14 protein-coding genes are annotated in these 15,322 nt (G+C 73.1%); 4 read left to right on the plus strand and 10 right to left on the minus strand.

Features of this window, described 5'->3' with window-relative positions; genetic code table 11:
* Nucleotides 1-7: 7 nt before the first annotated feature.
* Both IF88_RS41990 and IF88_RS0108145 read right to left on the minus strand, forming a co-directional pair.
* A complete protein-coding gene (locus IF88_RS41990; protein ID WP_158754319.1) occupies nucleotides 8-2,485 on the minus strand; it encodes a CehA/McbA family metallohydrolase in 2,478 nt (825 codons plus the stop codon).
* 89 nt (nucleotides 2,486-2,574) lie between these two features.
* Nucleotides 2,575-3,366: an SDR family NAD(P)-dependent oxidoreductase gene (locus IF88_RS0108145; RefSeq protein ID WP_030708761.1), complete on the minus strand. Its 792-nt coding sequence runs from the start codon at nucleotides 3,364-3,366 to the stop codon at nucleotides 2,575-2,577.
* Nucleotides 3,367-3,515: 149 nt separating this feature from the next.
* Between IF88_RS0108145 and IF88_RS0108150 the strand changes: the two genes are divergently transcribed.
* Nucleotides 3,516-4,088 carry a TetR/AcrR family transcriptional regulator gene (locus IF88_RS0108150; protein ID WP_030708763.1) on the plus strand — a complete coding sequence of 191 codons (573 nt, stop codon included), beginning with the start codon at nucleotides 3,516-3,518 and terminating at the stop codon, nucleotides 4,086-4,088.
* A gap of 56 nt (nucleotides 4,089-4,144) precedes the next feature.
* Entirely contained in the window at nucleotides 4,145-5,056 is a 912-nt protein-coding gene (locus IF88_RS0108155; protein ID WP_030708765.1) for an ADP-ribosylglycohydrolase family protein, read from the plus strand.
* Nucleotides 5,057-5,688: 632 nt separating this feature from the next.
* Here IF88_RS0108155 and IF88_RS0108165 read toward each other — a convergent pair.
* Nucleotides 5,689-6,879, minus strand: coding sequence for an acyl-CoA dehydrogenase family protein (locus IF88_RS0108165; protein WP_030708767.1), 1,191 nt, complete (start codon nucleotides 6,877-6,879; stop codon nucleotides 5,689-5,691).
* Nucleotides 6,880-7,003: 124 nt separating this feature from the next.
* On the opposite strand from IF88_RS0108165, the gene IF88_RS0108170 reads away from it, so the two are divergent.
* On the plus strand, nucleotides 7,004-7,555 hold the full coding sequence (locus IF88_RS0108170) for a DinB family protein (protein WP_030708769.1): 552 nt from the start codon (nucleotides 7,004-7,006) through the stop codon (nucleotides 7,553-7,555).
* Between the two features lie 19 nt (nucleotides 7,556-7,574).
* Here IF88_RS0108170 and IF88_RS0108175 read toward each other — a convergent pair whose 3' ends face one another.
* Genes IF88_RS0108175 through IF88_RS0108185 form a run of 3 tightly spaced genes read right to left on the minus strand, consistent with a single transcriptional unit; the run spans nucleotide 7,575 to nucleotide 9,861 of the window.
* Nucleotides 7,575-8,102, minus strand: coding sequence for a hypothetical protein (locus tag IF88_RS0108175; RefSeq protein WP_030708771.1), 528 nt, complete (start codon nucleotides 8,100-8,102; stop codon nucleotides 7,575-7,577).
* A gap of 23 nt (nucleotides 8,103-8,125) precedes the next feature.
* Nucleotides 8,126-8,962 (minus strand): class II fructose-bisphosphate aldolase, encoded by an 837-nt coding sequence (locus tag IF88_RS0108180; protein ID WP_030708773.1) that lies wholly within the window; start codon nucleotides 8,960-8,962, stop codon nucleotides 8,126-8,128.
* Nucleotides 8,959-9,861 carry an SIS domain-containing protein gene (locus IF88_RS0108185; RefSeq protein ID WP_030708775.1) on the minus strand — a complete coding sequence of 301 codons (903 nt, stop codon included), beginning with the start codon at nucleotides 9,859-9,861 and terminating at the stop codon, nucleotides 8,959-8,961. The genes IF88_RS0108180 and IF88_RS0108185 overlap by 4 nt, the downstream gene beginning before the upstream one ends.
* Before the next feature lie 192 nt (nucleotides 9,862-10,053).
* Between IF88_RS0108185 and IF88_RS0108190 the strand changes: the two genes are divergently transcribed.
* Complete coding sequence (locus tag IF88_RS0108190; protein WP_030708777.1) at nucleotides 10,054-10,833, plus strand: DeoR/GlpR family DNA-binding transcription regulator; 780 nt, start codon at nucleotides 10,054-10,056, stop codon at nucleotides 10,831-10,833.
* 51 nt (nucleotides 10,834-10,884) lie between these two features.
* Here the strand turns inward: IF88_RS0108190 and IF88_RS0108195 are convergent, their stop codons facing one another.
* The 4 genes from IF88_RS0108195 to tdh all read right to left on the minus strand — a co-directional run bounded on the left by IF88_RS0108195 (nucleotide 10,885) and on the right by tdh (nucleotide 15,218).
* The gene (locus tag IF88_RS0108195; RefSeq protein WP_030708779.1) at nucleotides 10,885-11,577 is read right to left on the minus strand and encodes a hypothetical protein; all 693 of its coding nucleotides are present in this window, start codon (nucleotides 11,575-11,577) and stop codon (nucleotides 10,885-10,887) included.
* A 152-nt stretch (nucleotides 11,578-11,729) separates the two neighbouring features.
* On the minus strand, nucleotides 11,730-12,644 hold the full coding sequence (locus tag IF88_RS0108200) for a LysR family transcriptional regulator (RefSeq protein ID WP_030708781.1): 915 nt from the start codon (nucleotides 12,642-12,644) through the stop codon (nucleotides 11,730-11,732).
* Between the two features lie 183 nt (nucleotides 12,645-12,827).
* Complete coding sequence (locus IF88_RS0108205) at nucleotides 12,828-14,036, minus strand: glycine C-acetyltransferase (protein ID WP_030708783.1); 1,209 nt, start codon at nucleotides 14,034-14,036, stop codon at nucleotides 12,828-12,830.
* Between the two features lie 153 nt (nucleotides 14,037-14,189).
* Nucleotides 14,190-15,218, minus strand: coding sequence for an L-threonine 3-dehydrogenase (gene tdh / locus IF88_RS0108210; RefSeq protein WP_030708785.1), 1,029 nt, complete (start codon nucleotides 15,216-15,218; stop codon nucleotides 14,190-14,192).
* Between the last annotated feature and the right edge of the window lie 104 nt (nucleotides 15,219-15,322).

Here is a 15,322-nt window from a genome sequence, read left to right on the forward strand (position 1 = left end):
GCTCCGGCTAGTCGGCACTGACGGCCGTCAGGTGCGTGGTGCCGTCGCGCAAGGCGGTGATGCGGACCTGCCCCGCGGGGAAGGAGTCCCTCCCGTTCGGGCCGGGTATCTGCGCGAACGGGGTCCAGGAGCCGTCCGGCTTCCTGATGTTGTGCCAGATCCGTCCGTCGAGCCCGACCGCCACGACCTGGGCGGAGCCGTCGGGCGTCCCCGCGATGCCGATGGCACTGGCCCCCATGGTGGCCGAGGCGACGCCCCGCGGGGCCCGGAAACCGGACCAGGAGCCGTCGGGCCGCCGCGACTGGTGGTACACCATCCCGTCGAGCCCGATCGCGAGGACCTGGGACGAGCCGTCGGGCATGCCGGTGATCGCCAGGGCCGGGCCGGAGAACGTCGGGGCCCCGTTGGCGCCGGCCAGGCGTCCCCAGGCCGTCCACGTGCCGTCCCGGCCGCGGACGCAGTGGTACATGGCCCCGTCCGTGCCGTAGCTGAGCAGCTGGGCTGATCCGTCGGGCATGGCGGTGATCGACACCTTCGTAGCGCCCCAGCGGCTCTTCGCGGTGAGGCCGGGCAGGGCCCGGAACCCGGGCAGCCCGCCGTCGGCGCGGCGCTGCTGGTGGTAGGTGGCACCGTCCGTGGCCGTCACCACGAGCTGGCACGTGCCGTCGGGGAAGGCGGCGATGTCCGCCTCCCGCACGGTGAACGCGGCCGAGCCGTCCGGTCCCGCGACGCGCTGCCAGGGCCGGACCGTGGCCTCCCCCCGTACGACCGTCAGCCACAGGCCGTTGTCGGCCGCGATGCCCAGCACCACGACGGAGCCGTCCGCCGTGCCGGCCGCGGCGCTCTGCACCCCGGCGAACGAGGCGGCGCCGGCGGCGGCACCCGGCAGCGGACGCATGCCGCTCCACGACCCGTCGGGGTGGCGCTCGGTGTGGAAGAGCACGCGCCGCTCGACGTCGTACGGGGGCAGTTGGGCCGAGTAGAACCACACCGGGTTGGTGAGGGCCACCAGTTGGTCCAGCGTGGTGGAGGCGGGCTTGGGCCGGCGCACCTCGGCCCGGGCGAACATGGAGGCCTTGCCCCAGCCGCGCCACCGCAGCTGACCCCTGCCGCTGCCGTCGATGCAGGTGGCGGCCATGATGCCCCACTCGGTGTACAGCGTGGCGATGCTGTCCGGGGCGCCGGTCACGTTCAGGGTCACGTCGACGGCGTCGAAGAACGACAGGGGCAGTTCCTCGCCGGGACCGGCGACCGCCCCGCCCGCGCGGGCGGTGAAGTCCACGGTCACGGCCGCGGATTCGACGGCGTACGACCGGCCCAGGCGCAGCGCGTCCAGGACGGCGGGCGTCGACAGGCTGGTGGCGCGCACCACGTTGTGGGGCCGTCCGACGGCGTCCGCAGGGCTGTGGGCGTCGCTGTTGCCGACGGCGGCGACCCGCTTGCCGAGGCAGAGCATGACGTGCCAGGCGGCGATGTTGGCGGCGTCGTCCAGGGTCCACGGTCCGTTCCACACCTCCAGGGCGTCCACGCGGTCGAGGCCGAACTCCCAGAAGGACCCTGCCGCCGGGGTGAGCGGGTGGGCGGCGATCGTGAGTCCGCCCAGACTGTGCACGCGCCGGGCGTGGCCGTCGAACACCCCCTGGTCCGCGGGGCCGTAGCGCCAGTCCACCCATTCGCCCTGGGGCAGGCCGACGGCCAGCCAGTGGCCGTGGCGGGTGGTGACCTCCTCCGCGTTGACGACCAGCAGGTCCGTCGGGACGTTTCCGCGCCAGGTCACCCCGGTGGAGCTGGTGTTGTGGTCGGAGGTGGCGATGAAGTGCAGCCCCTCCTGGCGGGCGGCCGCGACGATCTCGTCCACCGTGCGCTTCCCGTCGGAATGCACGCTGTGCAGGTGCAGGTCGCCCCGGTACCAGCCGGGCCCCCGCCCGGCCACCGAGGTCGGCAGGATGTCGTACGGGGCCCGGGGCAGCGGGTCTCCGTGGTGCAGGGTGACGTCGACCTGCCAGTCCATGCCGCCGGCGGCGCCGACCATCGGCCCCAGGATGACGGACCAGCCGCCGGACCCGACGGGCCCGGGGACGTAGCCGGGGGTGGCGTCCGCCGCGGAGAGGGTGAACCCTGCCCGTTCGCCTCCCGACCAGCCGCGGAAGCCGGACGGGCCGAAGATGCCGAGGTCCAGGACGCCGGCGGCGGCGTCGTGGGAGGTGGAGACGGAGATCCGTTGCACTCCGGCGGGCACGTCGAAGCCGACGTACGCCCACTGGTCGTTGCCGTACGGGGAGTGTCCCTTGTAGGTGGTGGTCTCCGCGTCGGTCCCCCGGCCCCTGGTCGCGGCGTACACGACCGGTGCGGGAACCAGTGCGGCGGCTCCGCCCGCGGCGAGCATGGCCCCCAATCGGAGCAGGGACCTGCGCTCGACACCCGGGCCGGGGCCAGGGACGGGGTCGTGTCCGGGCGCCGCGTTCGGGAGGTGTTCACTCGACACAGCCGTGCTCTCCTTCACGTGAAGTGACAGGGAAGACGTGCGGGTGCGATGAGGTACGGATGGGATCGGCGTACGGGAGCGGTGACGGCCTAGCGGCGTGAGCGCTGGGCCTCGACGATCTGTCGCACGGAGCCGTCGACGTCCGCCCGGGCCTGGACCCGCTCGGCGAACCCGGGGAACTGCCCGGCGATGGCGCTCAGCAGCCGCAGCTCCAGCGGCGCCACGTTGACCTCGCACCGGTCGCGCCGGACGGCTCGTACGACGCCGTCGGCGACCTGGCCGGGGGTGACGGTCCTGATGCCGTTCGGGGTGGCGGCGCCGGTGGCGGCGAACATCCCGGCGTCGCGGACGAAGCCGGGCTGGACCAGGGACACCCCCACCCCCGTGCCCCTGAGCTCCTGGCGCAGGGCGAGGGCGAATCCCCGCAGCCCGAACTTCGTCGCGTTGTACAGGGAGGTCGACTTGGTCGCCGCCTTGCCGGAGATGGAACCGACCAGCACGATGTGGCCGCGGCCGCGAGCCACCATGTGCGCCGCGAGCAGCTGTGACAGCAGCACGGGCGCGCGCAGGTTGACGTCGAGGGCGCGGTCGAGCTGCTCCTCGGTGTAGTCCAGCAGGTTGCCGCTGGCGGGCAGGGCCGCGTTCGCGACGAGGACGTCCGTCTCGGCGCAGCTCTCGGCGAGGCCGACGACGTCGGAGCGGACGGCCAGGTCGGCGACCACCGTGCGGGCGCCGCAGGCCTCTGCTGTGGCCTTGAGGGCCTCCACCCGCCGCCCGGTGACGGTGAGACGGGCCCCCTGCGCGGTCAGACGTGAGGCGAGGGCGGCGCCGATGCCTCCGGTGGCCCCGGTGAGCAGAACGTTCGATCCGGATATGTCCACGACGACTCCCGTGACTCCCGTGCGACGGCACTCTTCTGTTCGTTCGAACGAACAGTAGGGATCGGGCTGCCGCCTGTCCACACCGCGGACGCCCCAACTCCCCTTGCCCGTCAGGGCCGACACGTCGTCCGATGGGGCAGAATGCCGACATGCCCCACGCTTCCGACACCCGCCAGAGCATCATCGACGCCGTGCTGCGGATCATCGGGCAGGACGGCATCGCCGCCGTCACCAACCGGAGGATCGCCAAGGAGGCGGCGGTATCCCTCGGGTCCGTCACCTACCACTTCGCCACCCAGCACGAGCTGTTGCGCGAGAGCCTGCTGCACTTCGTGGCCGAGGAGACCCGCCACTTCACGGCGCTGGCCGACGCGTGCTCCGACGACCGCTTCGACATCGGGCAGGCGGCCGAGGTGGTGGCGCAGGTCGCGGGCGGCAACGCCTTCGACAGCCGGCACATCGCGCCGTTCGAGCTGTACGTCCAGGCGGGCCGCGACGAACGGCTGCGCGTCGCCGCGGCCGAGTGCTTCGCCGCCTACGACCTGCTGGCCACCCGGGTCCTGACCCAACTCGGCGTACCGGACCCGGAGCGCCTGGCGGGCGTGGCCGTCGCCCTGGTCTTCGGCCAGCAGCTGCGCCGGCTGGCGACCGGCGCCCCCGCCGAGGACCTGGTCGACACCCTGCTGGCCCTCACGAGGTTCACCCCGACGCAGACCCCGTAGCCGAGCACGCCGAAATCGGAGTGCCGGGGCCGGCGTCTCCTTGTGATACTGCTCCGATGATCAATGTGCCTCCCGCCGCGCTGGACTCATTGTCCGGGCTCGCCTTCGGCGATGCCTTCGGTGACCGCTGGTTCGGCATCCTGCGCCGCGAAGGCCCGGCAGCCCTGGAGGCACGGATCCTGCCCCCGGAGCCGCTGTGGCGGTGGAGCGACGACACCGCCCAGGCGCTCGTCCTCGTCCGGGAGCTCGCCGAGGGCGGCGGCACCGTCGACCAGGACCGCCTCGCCCTGCGCCTCGCCGAGGCCTACGCCGACGACACGCACCGCGGCTACGGTGCCTCGATGCACGACGTGCTCCGCCGGATCGGCGCGGGCGAGCCCTGGCGGGAGGTGGTCGGCGGGCAGTTCGGCGGCCAGGGTTCGTGGGGAAACGGCGCGGCCATGCGCGTCGCCCCGCTGGGCGCCTGGCACGCCGCCGACCTCGACGCCGTCGCCGAGCAGGCCGCCCGCCAGAGCGCGGTCTCGCACCACCACCCGGAGGCGGTCGCCGGGGCGGTGGCGGTGGCCCGCGCCGCGGCGCTGGCGACGCGCAGCCGGGGCGGGCCCGCGCCGGCCCGTGCGGACTTCCTCCGAGCGGTCGCCGCACGGCTCCCCGACAGCGACGTCCGGTCGGGAGTACGGATCGCGGCCCGGATGCCCGCCCGTACCTCGCTCCGGCACGCCGCGGAGGTCCTGGGCTCCGGCTACCGGATGTCCGGGCCCGACACCGTCCCCTACGCCCTCTGGTGCGCGGCGGGACACCTCGACGACCTGCACGAGGGCCTGTGGTTCACCGTCGCCGGGCGCGGCGACATCGACACGACGTGCGCCATCGCGGGCGGGGTGATCGCCGCTCGCACGGGCACCGCCACCCTCCCACCGGCCTGGCACGCAGCCCGCGAACCACTGCGCCCTGTCGGGCCGGAGTAGGAACGCGCGGGGTGTGACCGGGATCGGTGGTCGGCGCTCCGGCCGACGCCGTCCGCGTCGGTCAGTGGGTGCGGAAACTGCCGGTGTACACGTCCGTACGGTTCTGTGGTGCGTCGGAGTTGGTCTGGGTGAGCACCGCCCGTACTCCCTTGTCGTCCGCTACCAGGCCTTGGTAGTCGCCGAGGAAGTAGCCCCCGGCGAACGGTGCCTGCAGCCAGTCGAAGATCCGCGAGATGCGACGCTCGGTCCGGCGGTCCGGGTCCCCGTGCGGCAGGGTGGCCAGCTGGTAGGCGGTGGGCAGGGTGGTGGTGTCGCCCGGCTCGGGTGGCCGCGGCGCGCAGCAGTTTGGTGGGGTCGTTCGGGTCGACCTCCGGTACGGAGGTGTCCCGGGCCACGGTGACCGGGGCGCTCCAGGTTTCTCCGGCGTCGGTCGAGGTGACGATCTCGTAGCGGGCTTCGACGACGGTGCTCAGGTCGTCGGAGTAGGTGATCCGGTCGAAGAATACGTACGACGGGGAGCAGGTCGACTAACCCCCAACAAGGCGCCCCGCAGCCACGCGCCGCGGGGCGCTCCGTGCCGTCGAAGTCCGCGGCCGCCCGAAGGACAAGCGGCAAGGCTTTGTCACAGGGCGTCAGCGGCGGACTCGGGGCATGCCCAGGCCGATCCAGGAGATGATCTCGCGCTGGATCTCGTTGTTGCCGCCGCCGAAGGTGAAGATGACGGCGCTGCGGTAGCCGCGTTCGAGCTCGCCGTGCAGGACCGCGCCGGCGGAGCCGTCCTTGAGGGAGCCGGCCGCGCCGACGATCTCCATGAGCCAGGCGTACGCGTCGCGCCGGGCCTCGGAGCCGTACACCTTGACCGCGGAGGCGTCCTGCGGGGTGAGGGTGCCGGCCTGGACGGCGTTCACCATCTGCCAGTTGAGCAGTTTCATCGCGTCGAGCCGGGCGTGGGTGCGCGCGAGGCGGCCGCGTACCCAGCCGAGGTCGATGACCCGGCGGCCGTCGGCGAGCTTGGTCGATGCGGCCCAGCGCTGGACGTCGTGGAGGGCGCGGATGGCCATGGTGCCGTGCGCGGCCAGGGTGACGCGCTCGTGGTTGAGCTGATTGGTGATCAGGCGCCAGCCCTTGTTCTCCTGGCCGACCCGGCGGCTCGCGGGGACGCGGATGTCCTCGTAGTGGCTGGCGGTGGTGTCGTGCGAGGCGAGGGTCTTGATCAGGGTCCAGGAGTAGCCGGGGTCGGAGGTCGGCACGAGCAGCATGGTGATGCCCTTGTGCGCGGGGGCGTCCGGGTCGGTGCGCACGGCGAGCCAGACCCAGTCGGCGGTGTCGCCGTTGGTGGTCCAGATCTTCTGGCCGTTGACGACGTAGGTGCCGCTCTCCTCGTCGCCCTCGCGGACGGCCTTGCACTTGAGCGCCGCGAGGTCGGTGCCGGCGTCGGGCTCGCTGTAGCCGATGGCGAAGTCGATCTCGCCCGCGAGGATCTTCGGCAGGAAGTACGCCTTCTGCTCGTCGGTGCCGAACTGCATGATGGTCGGCCCGACCGTGTTGAGCGCCATCAGGGGCAGCGGTACGACGGCTTGCGCGGCCTCGTCGAAGAAGATGAACTGGTCCATCGGGGACATGCCGCGGCCGCCGTACTCCTTGGGCCAGCCGACCCCGAGCCAGCCGTCGGCGCCGAGCCGGCGGATCGTCTCCCGGTAGTAGCGCTTCTGGGCGGCCGGGTCCTCGTAGCGGGCGTAGACGTCGTCCGGTAGCAGCTCGGCGAAGTAGGCACGCAGCTCGGTGCGCAACTGCTGCTGCTCAGGCGTGTATTCGAGGTGCACGGCCCCTCCGGGAGTGTCGCGGTCCAGCCGGTTCGCTGTGGCGGCGGTCAGAGTAGAACCAGTTTCAGAAATTAGGAAGGACCCGGGTGCCGTCGGCCGGGCGGCGGCGTTCATACTCTCGGCTATGACGACCCCACGGAGCAGAGCGGAATTCTTCGTCGAGCCCGAGCGGGACGGCCGCTTCAGCGGCCCCGCCACCGGCGACGAACGGCGCATGCTGGCCGCCTTCCTGGCGGACCACCGCGCGACCCTGGAGCTGAAGTGCGCGGGCGTGGGAGAGGAGTTGGCGCGGCGGTCGATCGAACCGTCCACGCTCTCCCTGCTGGGGCTGGTCCGGCACCTCGCCGATGTGGAGCGCCGCTGGTTCCGGCAGGTCCTGGCGGGGCAGGACGCACCGCCGCTCTTCTCCTCCGCGGCCGATCCCGACGGGGACTTCGACGGCGCCGTGTCCGACCCCGCCGCCGTCGAGGCGGCCTGGGAGGCGTGGCGCACCGAGGTGGCCTTCGCCGAACGCTACGTCGCCGAGGCGCCCCACCTCGACGTCGAGGCCGTGGACGAGTGGCGCGGCAGGGTGTCCCTGCGCTGGGTCCTCATCCACATGGTCGAGGAGTACGCCCGCCACAACGGGCACGCCGACCTGCTCCGCGAGCGGATCGACGGGGCCGTCGGCATCTGAGCCGCCGCCCCCCGGGCCGTCAGGTGTACAGGTACACGAGGTCGAAGTGGACGAGGTCCCGGGCCTCGTCGAGGTGGTACGCGCCCGAGGGACGGCCGTCCGACTGCGGGCGGTTCACGTACTCGTCGAACTGCGGGCTGTGCTGCCAGGCGGCGTCGGCGGGCACGTACTTCTCCAGCGGGGCCGGCAGCGCGGACGTGGGTACGGTGGGCGTGAAGGCGTACTCGGCGTTGCGCACGATCGCGGCCGCGCCGCCGGCCGCGAGGCGGGCGACACCGACGAGGCGGATCCGGGAGTCCGGGCTCGGGATGGTCCGGTCCCCGGGGCTCTCGTCCATGTCGTAGCCCAGCCAGTGCGCCTCGGTCAGCTCGCCCACGTACGTCCCGAAGCGGGACTTCAGCGGGTCGAGGTCGGTGCGGACCCGGACCTTGGCCGGGTTCGGCTCCGGCCACGCGGCGTACGTGGTGAGCCCTCCTGCGGCGAGCAGGGGCAGGCCGGCGATCAGCAGGAACCTGCGCCGATTCGTACGTCCGGACTGTGCTTCCACGACCGTCCCGCCCCCGTGCCCCGTCAGTTCAGGGCGCTGATCATAGCCGCCGCCGTCGCCGTCATCGCCGTCCGGGCGGCCGTCAGGTACGGCCGGGGGTCCGCCGGGGTGAGGTGGGTGCGGATGGCCTCGGTCATGGCCACGTTGAGCGCGGTGCCGATGTTGACCTTGCGGATGCCGCCGGCGACGGCCGCCGCGAGCTCGGCGTCCGGCAGCCCGGAGGAGCCGTGCAGGACGAGCGGCACGTCCACCGTCTTGGCCAGCCGGGCCAGCAGCACGTGGTCCAGGGCCGCGGTCCGGCTGGTCATCGCGTGGCTGCTGCCGATCGCGACGGCCAGCGCGTCGACATCGGAGTCGGCGACGAACCGCCGCGCCTCGTCCGGGTCCGTACGGGCGCCGGGCGCGTGCGGGTCAAGCGGGGCGGCGCCGTTCTTGCCGCCGACCTCGCCCAACTCGGCTTCGATCCACAGCCCGTTGGCGTGCGCCCAGTCGGCGGCGGAGCGCGTCGCCTCCAGGTTCTCCCCGTACGGGAGCTGCGCGGCGTCGTACATCACCGAGCTGTACCCGGCGTCGCAGGCCTGGCGGAGCAGTTCCGTGCTCTTGACGTGGTCCAGGTGCAGGCCGACGCGGACCCCGGCGGCGTCCGCGCAGGCGGCGGCCGCGCGGGAGATGGGCAGCAGCTGCCCGCCGCGGAACTTCACGGCGTTCTCGCTCAGTTGCAGGATGACCGGCAGCCCGGCGGCCTCGGCCCCGGCCACGACCGCTTCGGCGTGCTCCAGGGTGATGATGTTGAAGGCGGCGACGGCGCGGCCCGCGCGGGCCGCCTCCAGGACGAGGGGGCCCGCGGGCACGAGGCTCATCGGACCGCCTCCTCGCCGGTGGTGAGGATCACCGAGCGGGTGAGATGGCGCGGCGCGTCCGGATCCAGCTGCTGGTGGGCGGCGACGGCGAGCGCGAGGCGGTGCACGCGGACCAGTTCGGCGAGCGGGTCGAGCCGCCCGGCCACCCACTGGGCGCCGGTGGCCCGTACCTGCGCGGCGAGTCCTTCGGGGGCCTCGTCCAGGGACCAGGTGGCGGTGCCGGGTCCGGAGACGCTGATCGGCCCGTGCCGGTACTCCATCGCCGGGTAGGACTCGGCCCAGGACAGCGAGGCCTCCCGCATCTTGAGCGCGGCTTCGTTGGCCAGCCCGACGCTCCAGCCGCGGCCGAGGAAGGTGAACTGCCCCCGGCTCGCCAGCTCGGCGGGCAGCGGCTCGGTGAGGGCGGTCCGGGCGTCGGCGACCACGGCGGCGGTGTGCAGCCCGACGTGGGCGCGCAGCAGGGTGAGGGCGGTGGTCGCGAAGCGGGTCTGCACGACGGACTGTTCGTCGGCGAAGTCGAGGACGACGAGCTCGTCCGCGAGGGTCATCACCGGGGTCGCGGGATCGCCGATGACGGCGGTCGTGGGCACGCCCGCGTCGCGGAGCGCGCCCAGCAGGTCGAGCACCTCCGTGGTGGTGCCGGAGCGGGTCAGGGCGACGACCCTGTCGTAGCGGCGGTGGCGGGGGAACTCCGAGGCGGCGAAGGCGTCGGTCTCGCCCTGCCCGGCCCCCTCGCGCAGGACGGCGGCCGCCTGGGCCATGAAGTACGAGGTCCCGCACCCGACGATCGCGGTACGCTCCCCCGGCTGCGGCAGCACCCCCCGCCGGGCCGGGGCCAGTTCGGCGGCCCGCTCCCAGCATGCGGGCTGTGTGCCCAACTCGTGCGCGACGTGACTCATACAGGCTCCCTCGTGCGACAGGCGGGTCTGAATGCGTTTTCCTGCAAGGTATCGGGCAGTTTCACGCAACTTCAAGCATCCACGGGGTGATCGACTGAGTTAGTGTCGCCGGGTGGACCGGTGGAGGCCGAGGGAACTCACCGGCGAGCGTCGTGGAACGAATGTCGCAGGAAAGACCGAAGGGGGCGGCCGATGACGCGCAAGGAGCGCTGGCAGACACTGCTGGACCTGCTCGTGGAGCGGGGCGAGCTGGAGGTGGAGCCGGCGGCGGAGGCCCTGGGTGTGTCGGCCGCGACCATCCGCCGCGACCTCGACCAGCTCGCCGAGCAGCAGCTGCTGGTCCGCACCCGCGGCGGGGCCGTGCTGCACGGGGTCTCGTACGAACTCCCACTGCGCTACCGGACCTCGCGCCGGGCCGCCGAGAAGCGCCGGATCAGCGAGGCGGTGGCGGCCCTGATCTCGCCGGGCGAGGTGATCGGCCTGACGGGCGGCACCACGACCACCGAGGTGGCGCGGGCCCTGGCCGGCCGCCCGGACCTGGCCCAGGGCTCGCCGGCGCTCACGGTGGTGACGAACGCCCTCAACATCGCGGGCGAGCTGGTGATCCGGCCGCAGTTCAAGATCGTGCTGACGGGGGGTGTCGCCCGCCCCCAGTCCTACGAGCTCACGGGCCCCCTCGCCGAGCAGGTGCTCGGCCAACTCGCCGTGGACACCGCGGTGCTCGGCGTGGACGGCTTCGACCCGGCCGACGGCGCGGCGACCCGGCACGAGGACGAGGCCTCGGTCAACCGCCTGCTGTGCGAGCGGGCTCGTCGGGTGGTGATCGCGGCCGACTCCAGCAAGCTGGGCGTCCGCGCCTTCGCCCGCATCTGCGCGACCACACAGGTGGACGTACTGGTGACGGACACCGGCATCCCGGCGGAGGTGGCGGCCCGCTTCACGGCGGCGGGGGTGGAGGTCGTCCGGGTCTGAGGCCCCCGGCCGGCCTCGGCCGGGGGCCTTGCTCCAGCCGCTGCCGGGGCGCTAGGGCTGGGGGGTCACCGCCGTCCACTGGGACTGCGGGTTGTTGCCCAGTGCCGGCGCGGGACAGACGAGAGCGGTGCCGCCGCCCGCGCAGTGCAGGGTGTGGACCGTTCCGGCCGTGGTGATGACCTTGTAGAACACGTCGCTGCCGTTGGCGTCCACCGAGACGTCGCACACCCGGGAAGCCGTCGGGTAGCCCGGGATAGTGCTCAGGTTGGTCCAGCCAGGGGTGTTGAGCGCACCCGACACGATGTTCGGGTTGTCCGGGGTGGTGTTGATGTTGGCCCGCCTGCCGGCGTACGCCACCCCGTTCACCAGTGCCGCGAGGAACTGCTCCTGGCCGTTCGGCTGCGTCGAGTCGACGCCCGTGCCGCACGCCGTGGTGGTCGCCGTGGCCGTCGGGTAGGCGGTGACCGTTCTCGTCACCGTGACGGTCGGTCTGGCCTTCGGGGTCTTGCACTTCCTGTTCGGGTGATCGTCATCGTCGTCGTCGTCGTAGTCGTCGCAGTGCGGATCGGCGGCGTACGACGTGCCGGTGCCGGACTGGCTGGTCGCGGCGGCGGCCACCGCCACCGCGGGGGTCCCGACCGCGACGGTCACCGCCGCCGCGATCGCGATGAGCCTGCGGATCCCCTTCAGCCCGCCACGAGGCGTCGGCCCGTCCTGCGGGGTCGCGCTGTGCTCAGGACTCATGTGAGTGCTCCTGCCCTCGGACAACCCCGGGGGCGTTCCCCGGGTATGAACGAGAGCCTGACCCGTAGGGAGCGCGACACAGCCTCCCTGCCCGCCGGACACGCGAGCAGGCCAGCACATCGGACCAACGGTGAGCGTCCGAAGGCGTGCCCTTAGTGACCCGGCACCCGTTCCGCCTCCCGGACCAGGGCGGCCAGCACCGGGGCGATCAGGGGGTGGGTCTCGGCGCCTCGGCGGGTGGCGGCGAAGACCCGGCGGGTGGCGGCCGGGCCGGTGACCGGGCGGACCTGGACCTCCTTGAGGTCCATGCCCCGCAGTGCCGAACGCGGTACGAGGGCCACGCCGGCCCCGGCGCCCACCAGCGCGGTCACGGCGCGGAAGTCGTCGGAGGAGTGGACGAACCGGGGCTCGAAGCCGGCCAGTTCGCAGGCGAGCAGCGTTACGTCGTGGCAGGGGTTGCCGGGGTACTGGCCCACCCAGTCCGCGTCGGACAGGCCCGCCAGCGACACCGCGGGCGCGTCGGCCAGGGGGTGCCCCGAGGGCAGCACCGCGTCGAAGGGCTCGGCGTACAGCGGGAGGACCGACAACCGGGCGTCGTCCGCCCCCGGGCCGCCCCGGTACTCGACCGCCAGGGCCACGTCCGCCTCGCCGTCCAGCAGCAGCGGCAGGCTCTGGTCGCCCTCCGCGTCACGGACCCGCAGCCGGATGCCCGGCCGCTCCAGCGCGAGCCGGGCGATGGCCGGGGCCAGGACCTCCGCGATCCCCGTCGCGAAGGCGGCCACGGTGACCTCGCCCGCCGAGCCGCCCGCGTACGCCGCGAGTTCGGCCTCGGCCCGCTCCAGCTGCGCCAGCACCTCGTGGGTGTGGCCGAGGAGGATCTCACCGGCCGCGGTGAGCCGTACGCCCCGGCCGCTGCGGGTGAGCAGCGCGTGGCCGGTCTCCTGTTCCAGCGCCGCGAGCTGCTGGGAGACGGCCGAGGGGGTGAGGTACAGGGCTGCGGCCGCGGCGGTCACCGTACGGTGGTCCGCCACGGCCCGCAGGATGCGCAGCCGGCGGGGGTCGATCACCCCTCCATTGTCGCAGGCCACGCAGGGCCCCTCGGCCGCTCGGACCGCTCGAACCCCTCTGACCGATCGGACCTCTCAGGCCGCCGAGACCGCCGAGACCGCCGAGACCGATCAGACCCCTCGCAGCTCTCCGGCACCTCAGACCACTTGAGCCACTCGGGCCACTCGCGCCACTCGAGCCATTCAGGCCTTCTCAGCCGCCAGCGCCGCACGGGCGTCCGTGAACGCAGCCACCGCGCGCTCCACGTCGGCCGTCGAGTGGGCCGCCGAGAGCTGGACGCGGATGCGCGCCGCGCCCATCGGCACCACCGGGTAGGAGAAGCCGATCACGTAGACCCCGCGCTCCAGGAGCAGCTCCGCCATCCGGCCCGCCTCGGCCGCGTCGCCGATCATCACCGGGGCGATGGCGTGGTCGCCCGGGAGGATCTCGAAGCCGGCCTCGGTCATCTTCGTGCGGAAGAGCGCGGTGTTGGCGGCGAGCCGCTCGCGCAGGTCGCCGGCGGACTCCAGCAGGTCGAGGACGTTGAGGGAGGCCGCGGCGATGACCGGGGCGAGGGAGTTGGAGAAGAGGTACGGGCGCGAGCGCTGACGCAGCAGCTCCACGATTTCGGCGCGGGCCGCGACGTAGCCGCCGGAGGCGCCGCCGAGGGCCTTGCCGAGGGTGCCGGTGATGATGTCGACGCGGTCCATGACGCCGTGCAGTTCCGGGGTGCCGCGGCCGCCGGGGCCGACGAAGCCGACGGCGTGCGAGTCGTCGACCATGACCATGGCGTCGTAGCGCTCCGCCAGGTCGCAGATCTCGGCGAGCGGGGCGACGTAGCCGTCCATGGAGAAGACGCCGTCGGTGACGATCAGCTTGCGGCGGGCGCCGCCCTCCGTGGCTTCCTTCAGGCGGGTTTCGAGCTCGGCCATGTCGCGGTTGGCGTAGCGGAAGCGCTTGGCCTTGCTCAGCCGGATGCCGTCGATGATGGAGGCGTGGTTGAGGGCGTCGGAGATGACCGCGTCCTCGGCACCGAGGAGGGTCTCGAAGACTCCGCCGTTGGCGTCGAAGCAGGAGGAGTAGAGGATCGTGTCCTCCTGGCCGAGGAAGGCCGACAGCCGCGCCTCCAGCTCCTTGTGCACCTCCTGGGTGCCGCAGATGAAGCGGACGGAGGCCATGCCGTAGCCCCAGCGGTCCAGTGCGTCCTTCGCCGCGGTGACCACCTCGGGGTGGTCGGCCAGCCCCAGGTAGTTGTTCGCGCAGAAGTTGAGCACCTCGCCGGGGGTGCCGCCCGCAGTGACGGCGACCGCGGCGTTCTGCGGGGTGCCGATGACGCGCTCGGGCTTGTGCAGGCCGGCGGCGCGGATCTCGTCGAGGGTGGTGCGGAGGTCCTCGCGGACGGTCTCGAACATGTGCGGTTCTCCTTGTGCGGCGGAGGGCGGCGAGGGGACGAGGAAGGGGGGCCGGGCCCCGCGGAGGGTGGGGGTCCCCCCGGACGGAGTCTGGGGGAGAGGGTGTGCGGGGCCCGGCCGGGGGGAGATGGTTCGGCGGGGGACGGAGGGCGGTTACGCCGTCCAGTCCAGGATGATCTTGCCGCTGCGGGCGGTCGACGCCTCGTCGAAGGCGGCTTCGAAGTCGCGGTGCGAGTAGCGGCCGGTGATCACGGGGCTGAGGTCGAGCCCGCCCTCCAGCAGCACGGTCATCGCGTACCAGGTCTCGAACATCTCGCGGCCGTAGATGCCCTTGATGGTGATCATCGAGGTGACGACCTTCGCCCAGTCCACCGGGAACTCCTGCGCGGGCAGGCCCAGCATGGCGATCTTGCCGCCGTGCGTCATGTTGTCGATCATGTCGCGCATCGCCTCGGCACGGCCGGACATCTCCAGGCCGACGTCGAAGCCCTCGCGCAGGCCGAGCCGCGCCTGCGCCTCGGCGATCGAGGACTCGGCGACGTTCACCGCGAGCGTGGCGCCCGCCTTGCGGGCGATCTCCAGCCGCTCGGGGCTGACGTCCGTGATGACCACGTTGCGCGCGCCGGCGTGCTTGGCCACGGCCGCCGCCATGATCCCGATCGGGCCGGCGCCGGTGATCAGTACGTCCTCGCCGACCATCGGGAAGGACAGGGCCGTGTGCACGGCGTTGCCGAACGGGTCGAAGATCGCCGCCACGTCCAGGTCGACGGCGGTGCGGTGCGCCCACACGTTCTGCGCGGGCAGGACGACGTACTCGGCGAAGGCGCCGTCGCGCCCGACGCCGAGGCCGATCGTGCTGCGGCACAGGTGGCGGCGGCCGGCCAGACAGTTGCGGCACTTGCCGCACACCAGGTGGCCCTCGCCGCTGACGAGCGCGCCGATCTCGATGTCGCGGACGTCCGCGCCGAGCGCCGCGACCTCGCCGACGAACTCGTGGCCGAGGACGAGCGGGGTCTTGACCGCGCCCTGCGCCCAGCCGTCCCAGGCCCGGATGTGGAGGTCGGTTCCGCAGATGCCGGTGCGCAGCACCTTGATCAGCACGTCGCCGGGTCCGTACTCGGGCTCGGGGACGTCCATCAGCCACAGTCCGGGCTCGGCCTTGTGCTTGACGAGTGCCTTCATGGGGTGGCTCCAGGCATGCGGAAGGAGGCGCCGCGGGCGTGCGGGCCCGGACGGCGTCGGTGACGGGCACCAATCTGCCGATCGGCGCGGTGATCAGTCCATCG

It is taken from the genome of Streptomyces sp. NRRL F-2580, assembly GCF_000720115.1.
Lineage (GTDB): Bacteria > Actinomycetota > Actinomycetes > Streptomycetales > Streptomycetaceae > Streptomyces.

What these genes read in the sequence shown, in the direction of transcription:
- IF88_RS0108190 (WP_030708777.1), top strand. Translation starts at nt 10,054, where the DNA reads ATGACGCGCAAGGAGCGCTGGCAGACACTGCTGGACCTGCTCGTGGAG.
- tdh (WP_030708785.1), bottom strand. Translation starts at nt 15,218, where the DNA reads ATGAAGGCACTCGTCAAGCACAAGGCCGAGCCCGGACTGTGGCTGATG.
- IF88_RS0108205 (WP_030708783.1), bottom strand. Translation starts at nt 14,036, where the DNA reads ATGTTCGAGACCGTCCGCGAGGACCTCCGCACCACCCTCGACGAGATC.
- IF88_RS0108150 (WP_030708763.1), top strand. Translation starts at nt 3,516, where the DNA reads ATGCCCCACGCTTCCGACACCCGCCAGAGCATCATCGACGCCGTGCTG.
- IF88_RS0108195 (WP_030708779.1), bottom strand. Translation starts at nt 11,577, where the DNA reads ATGAGTCCTGAGCACAGCGCGACCCCGCAGGACGGGCCGACGCCTCGT.
- IF88_RS0108155 (WP_030708765.1), top strand. Translation starts at nt 4,145, where the DNA reads ATGATCAATGTGCCTCCCGCCGCGCTGGACTCATTGTCCGGGCTCGCC.
- IF88_RS0108185 (WP_030708775.1), bottom strand. Translation starts at nt 9,861, where the DNA reads ATGAGTCACGTCGCGCACGAGTTGGGCACACAGCCCGCATGCTGGGAG.
- IF88_RS0108170 (WP_030708769.1), top strand. Translation starts at nt 7,004, where the DNA reads ATGACGACCCCACGGAGCAGAGCGGAATTCTTCGTCGAGCCCGAGCGG.
- IF88_RS0108180 (WP_030708773.1), bottom strand. Translation starts at nt 8,962, where the DNA reads ATGAGCCTCGTGCCCGCGGGCCCCCTCGTCCTGGAGGCGGCCCGCGCG.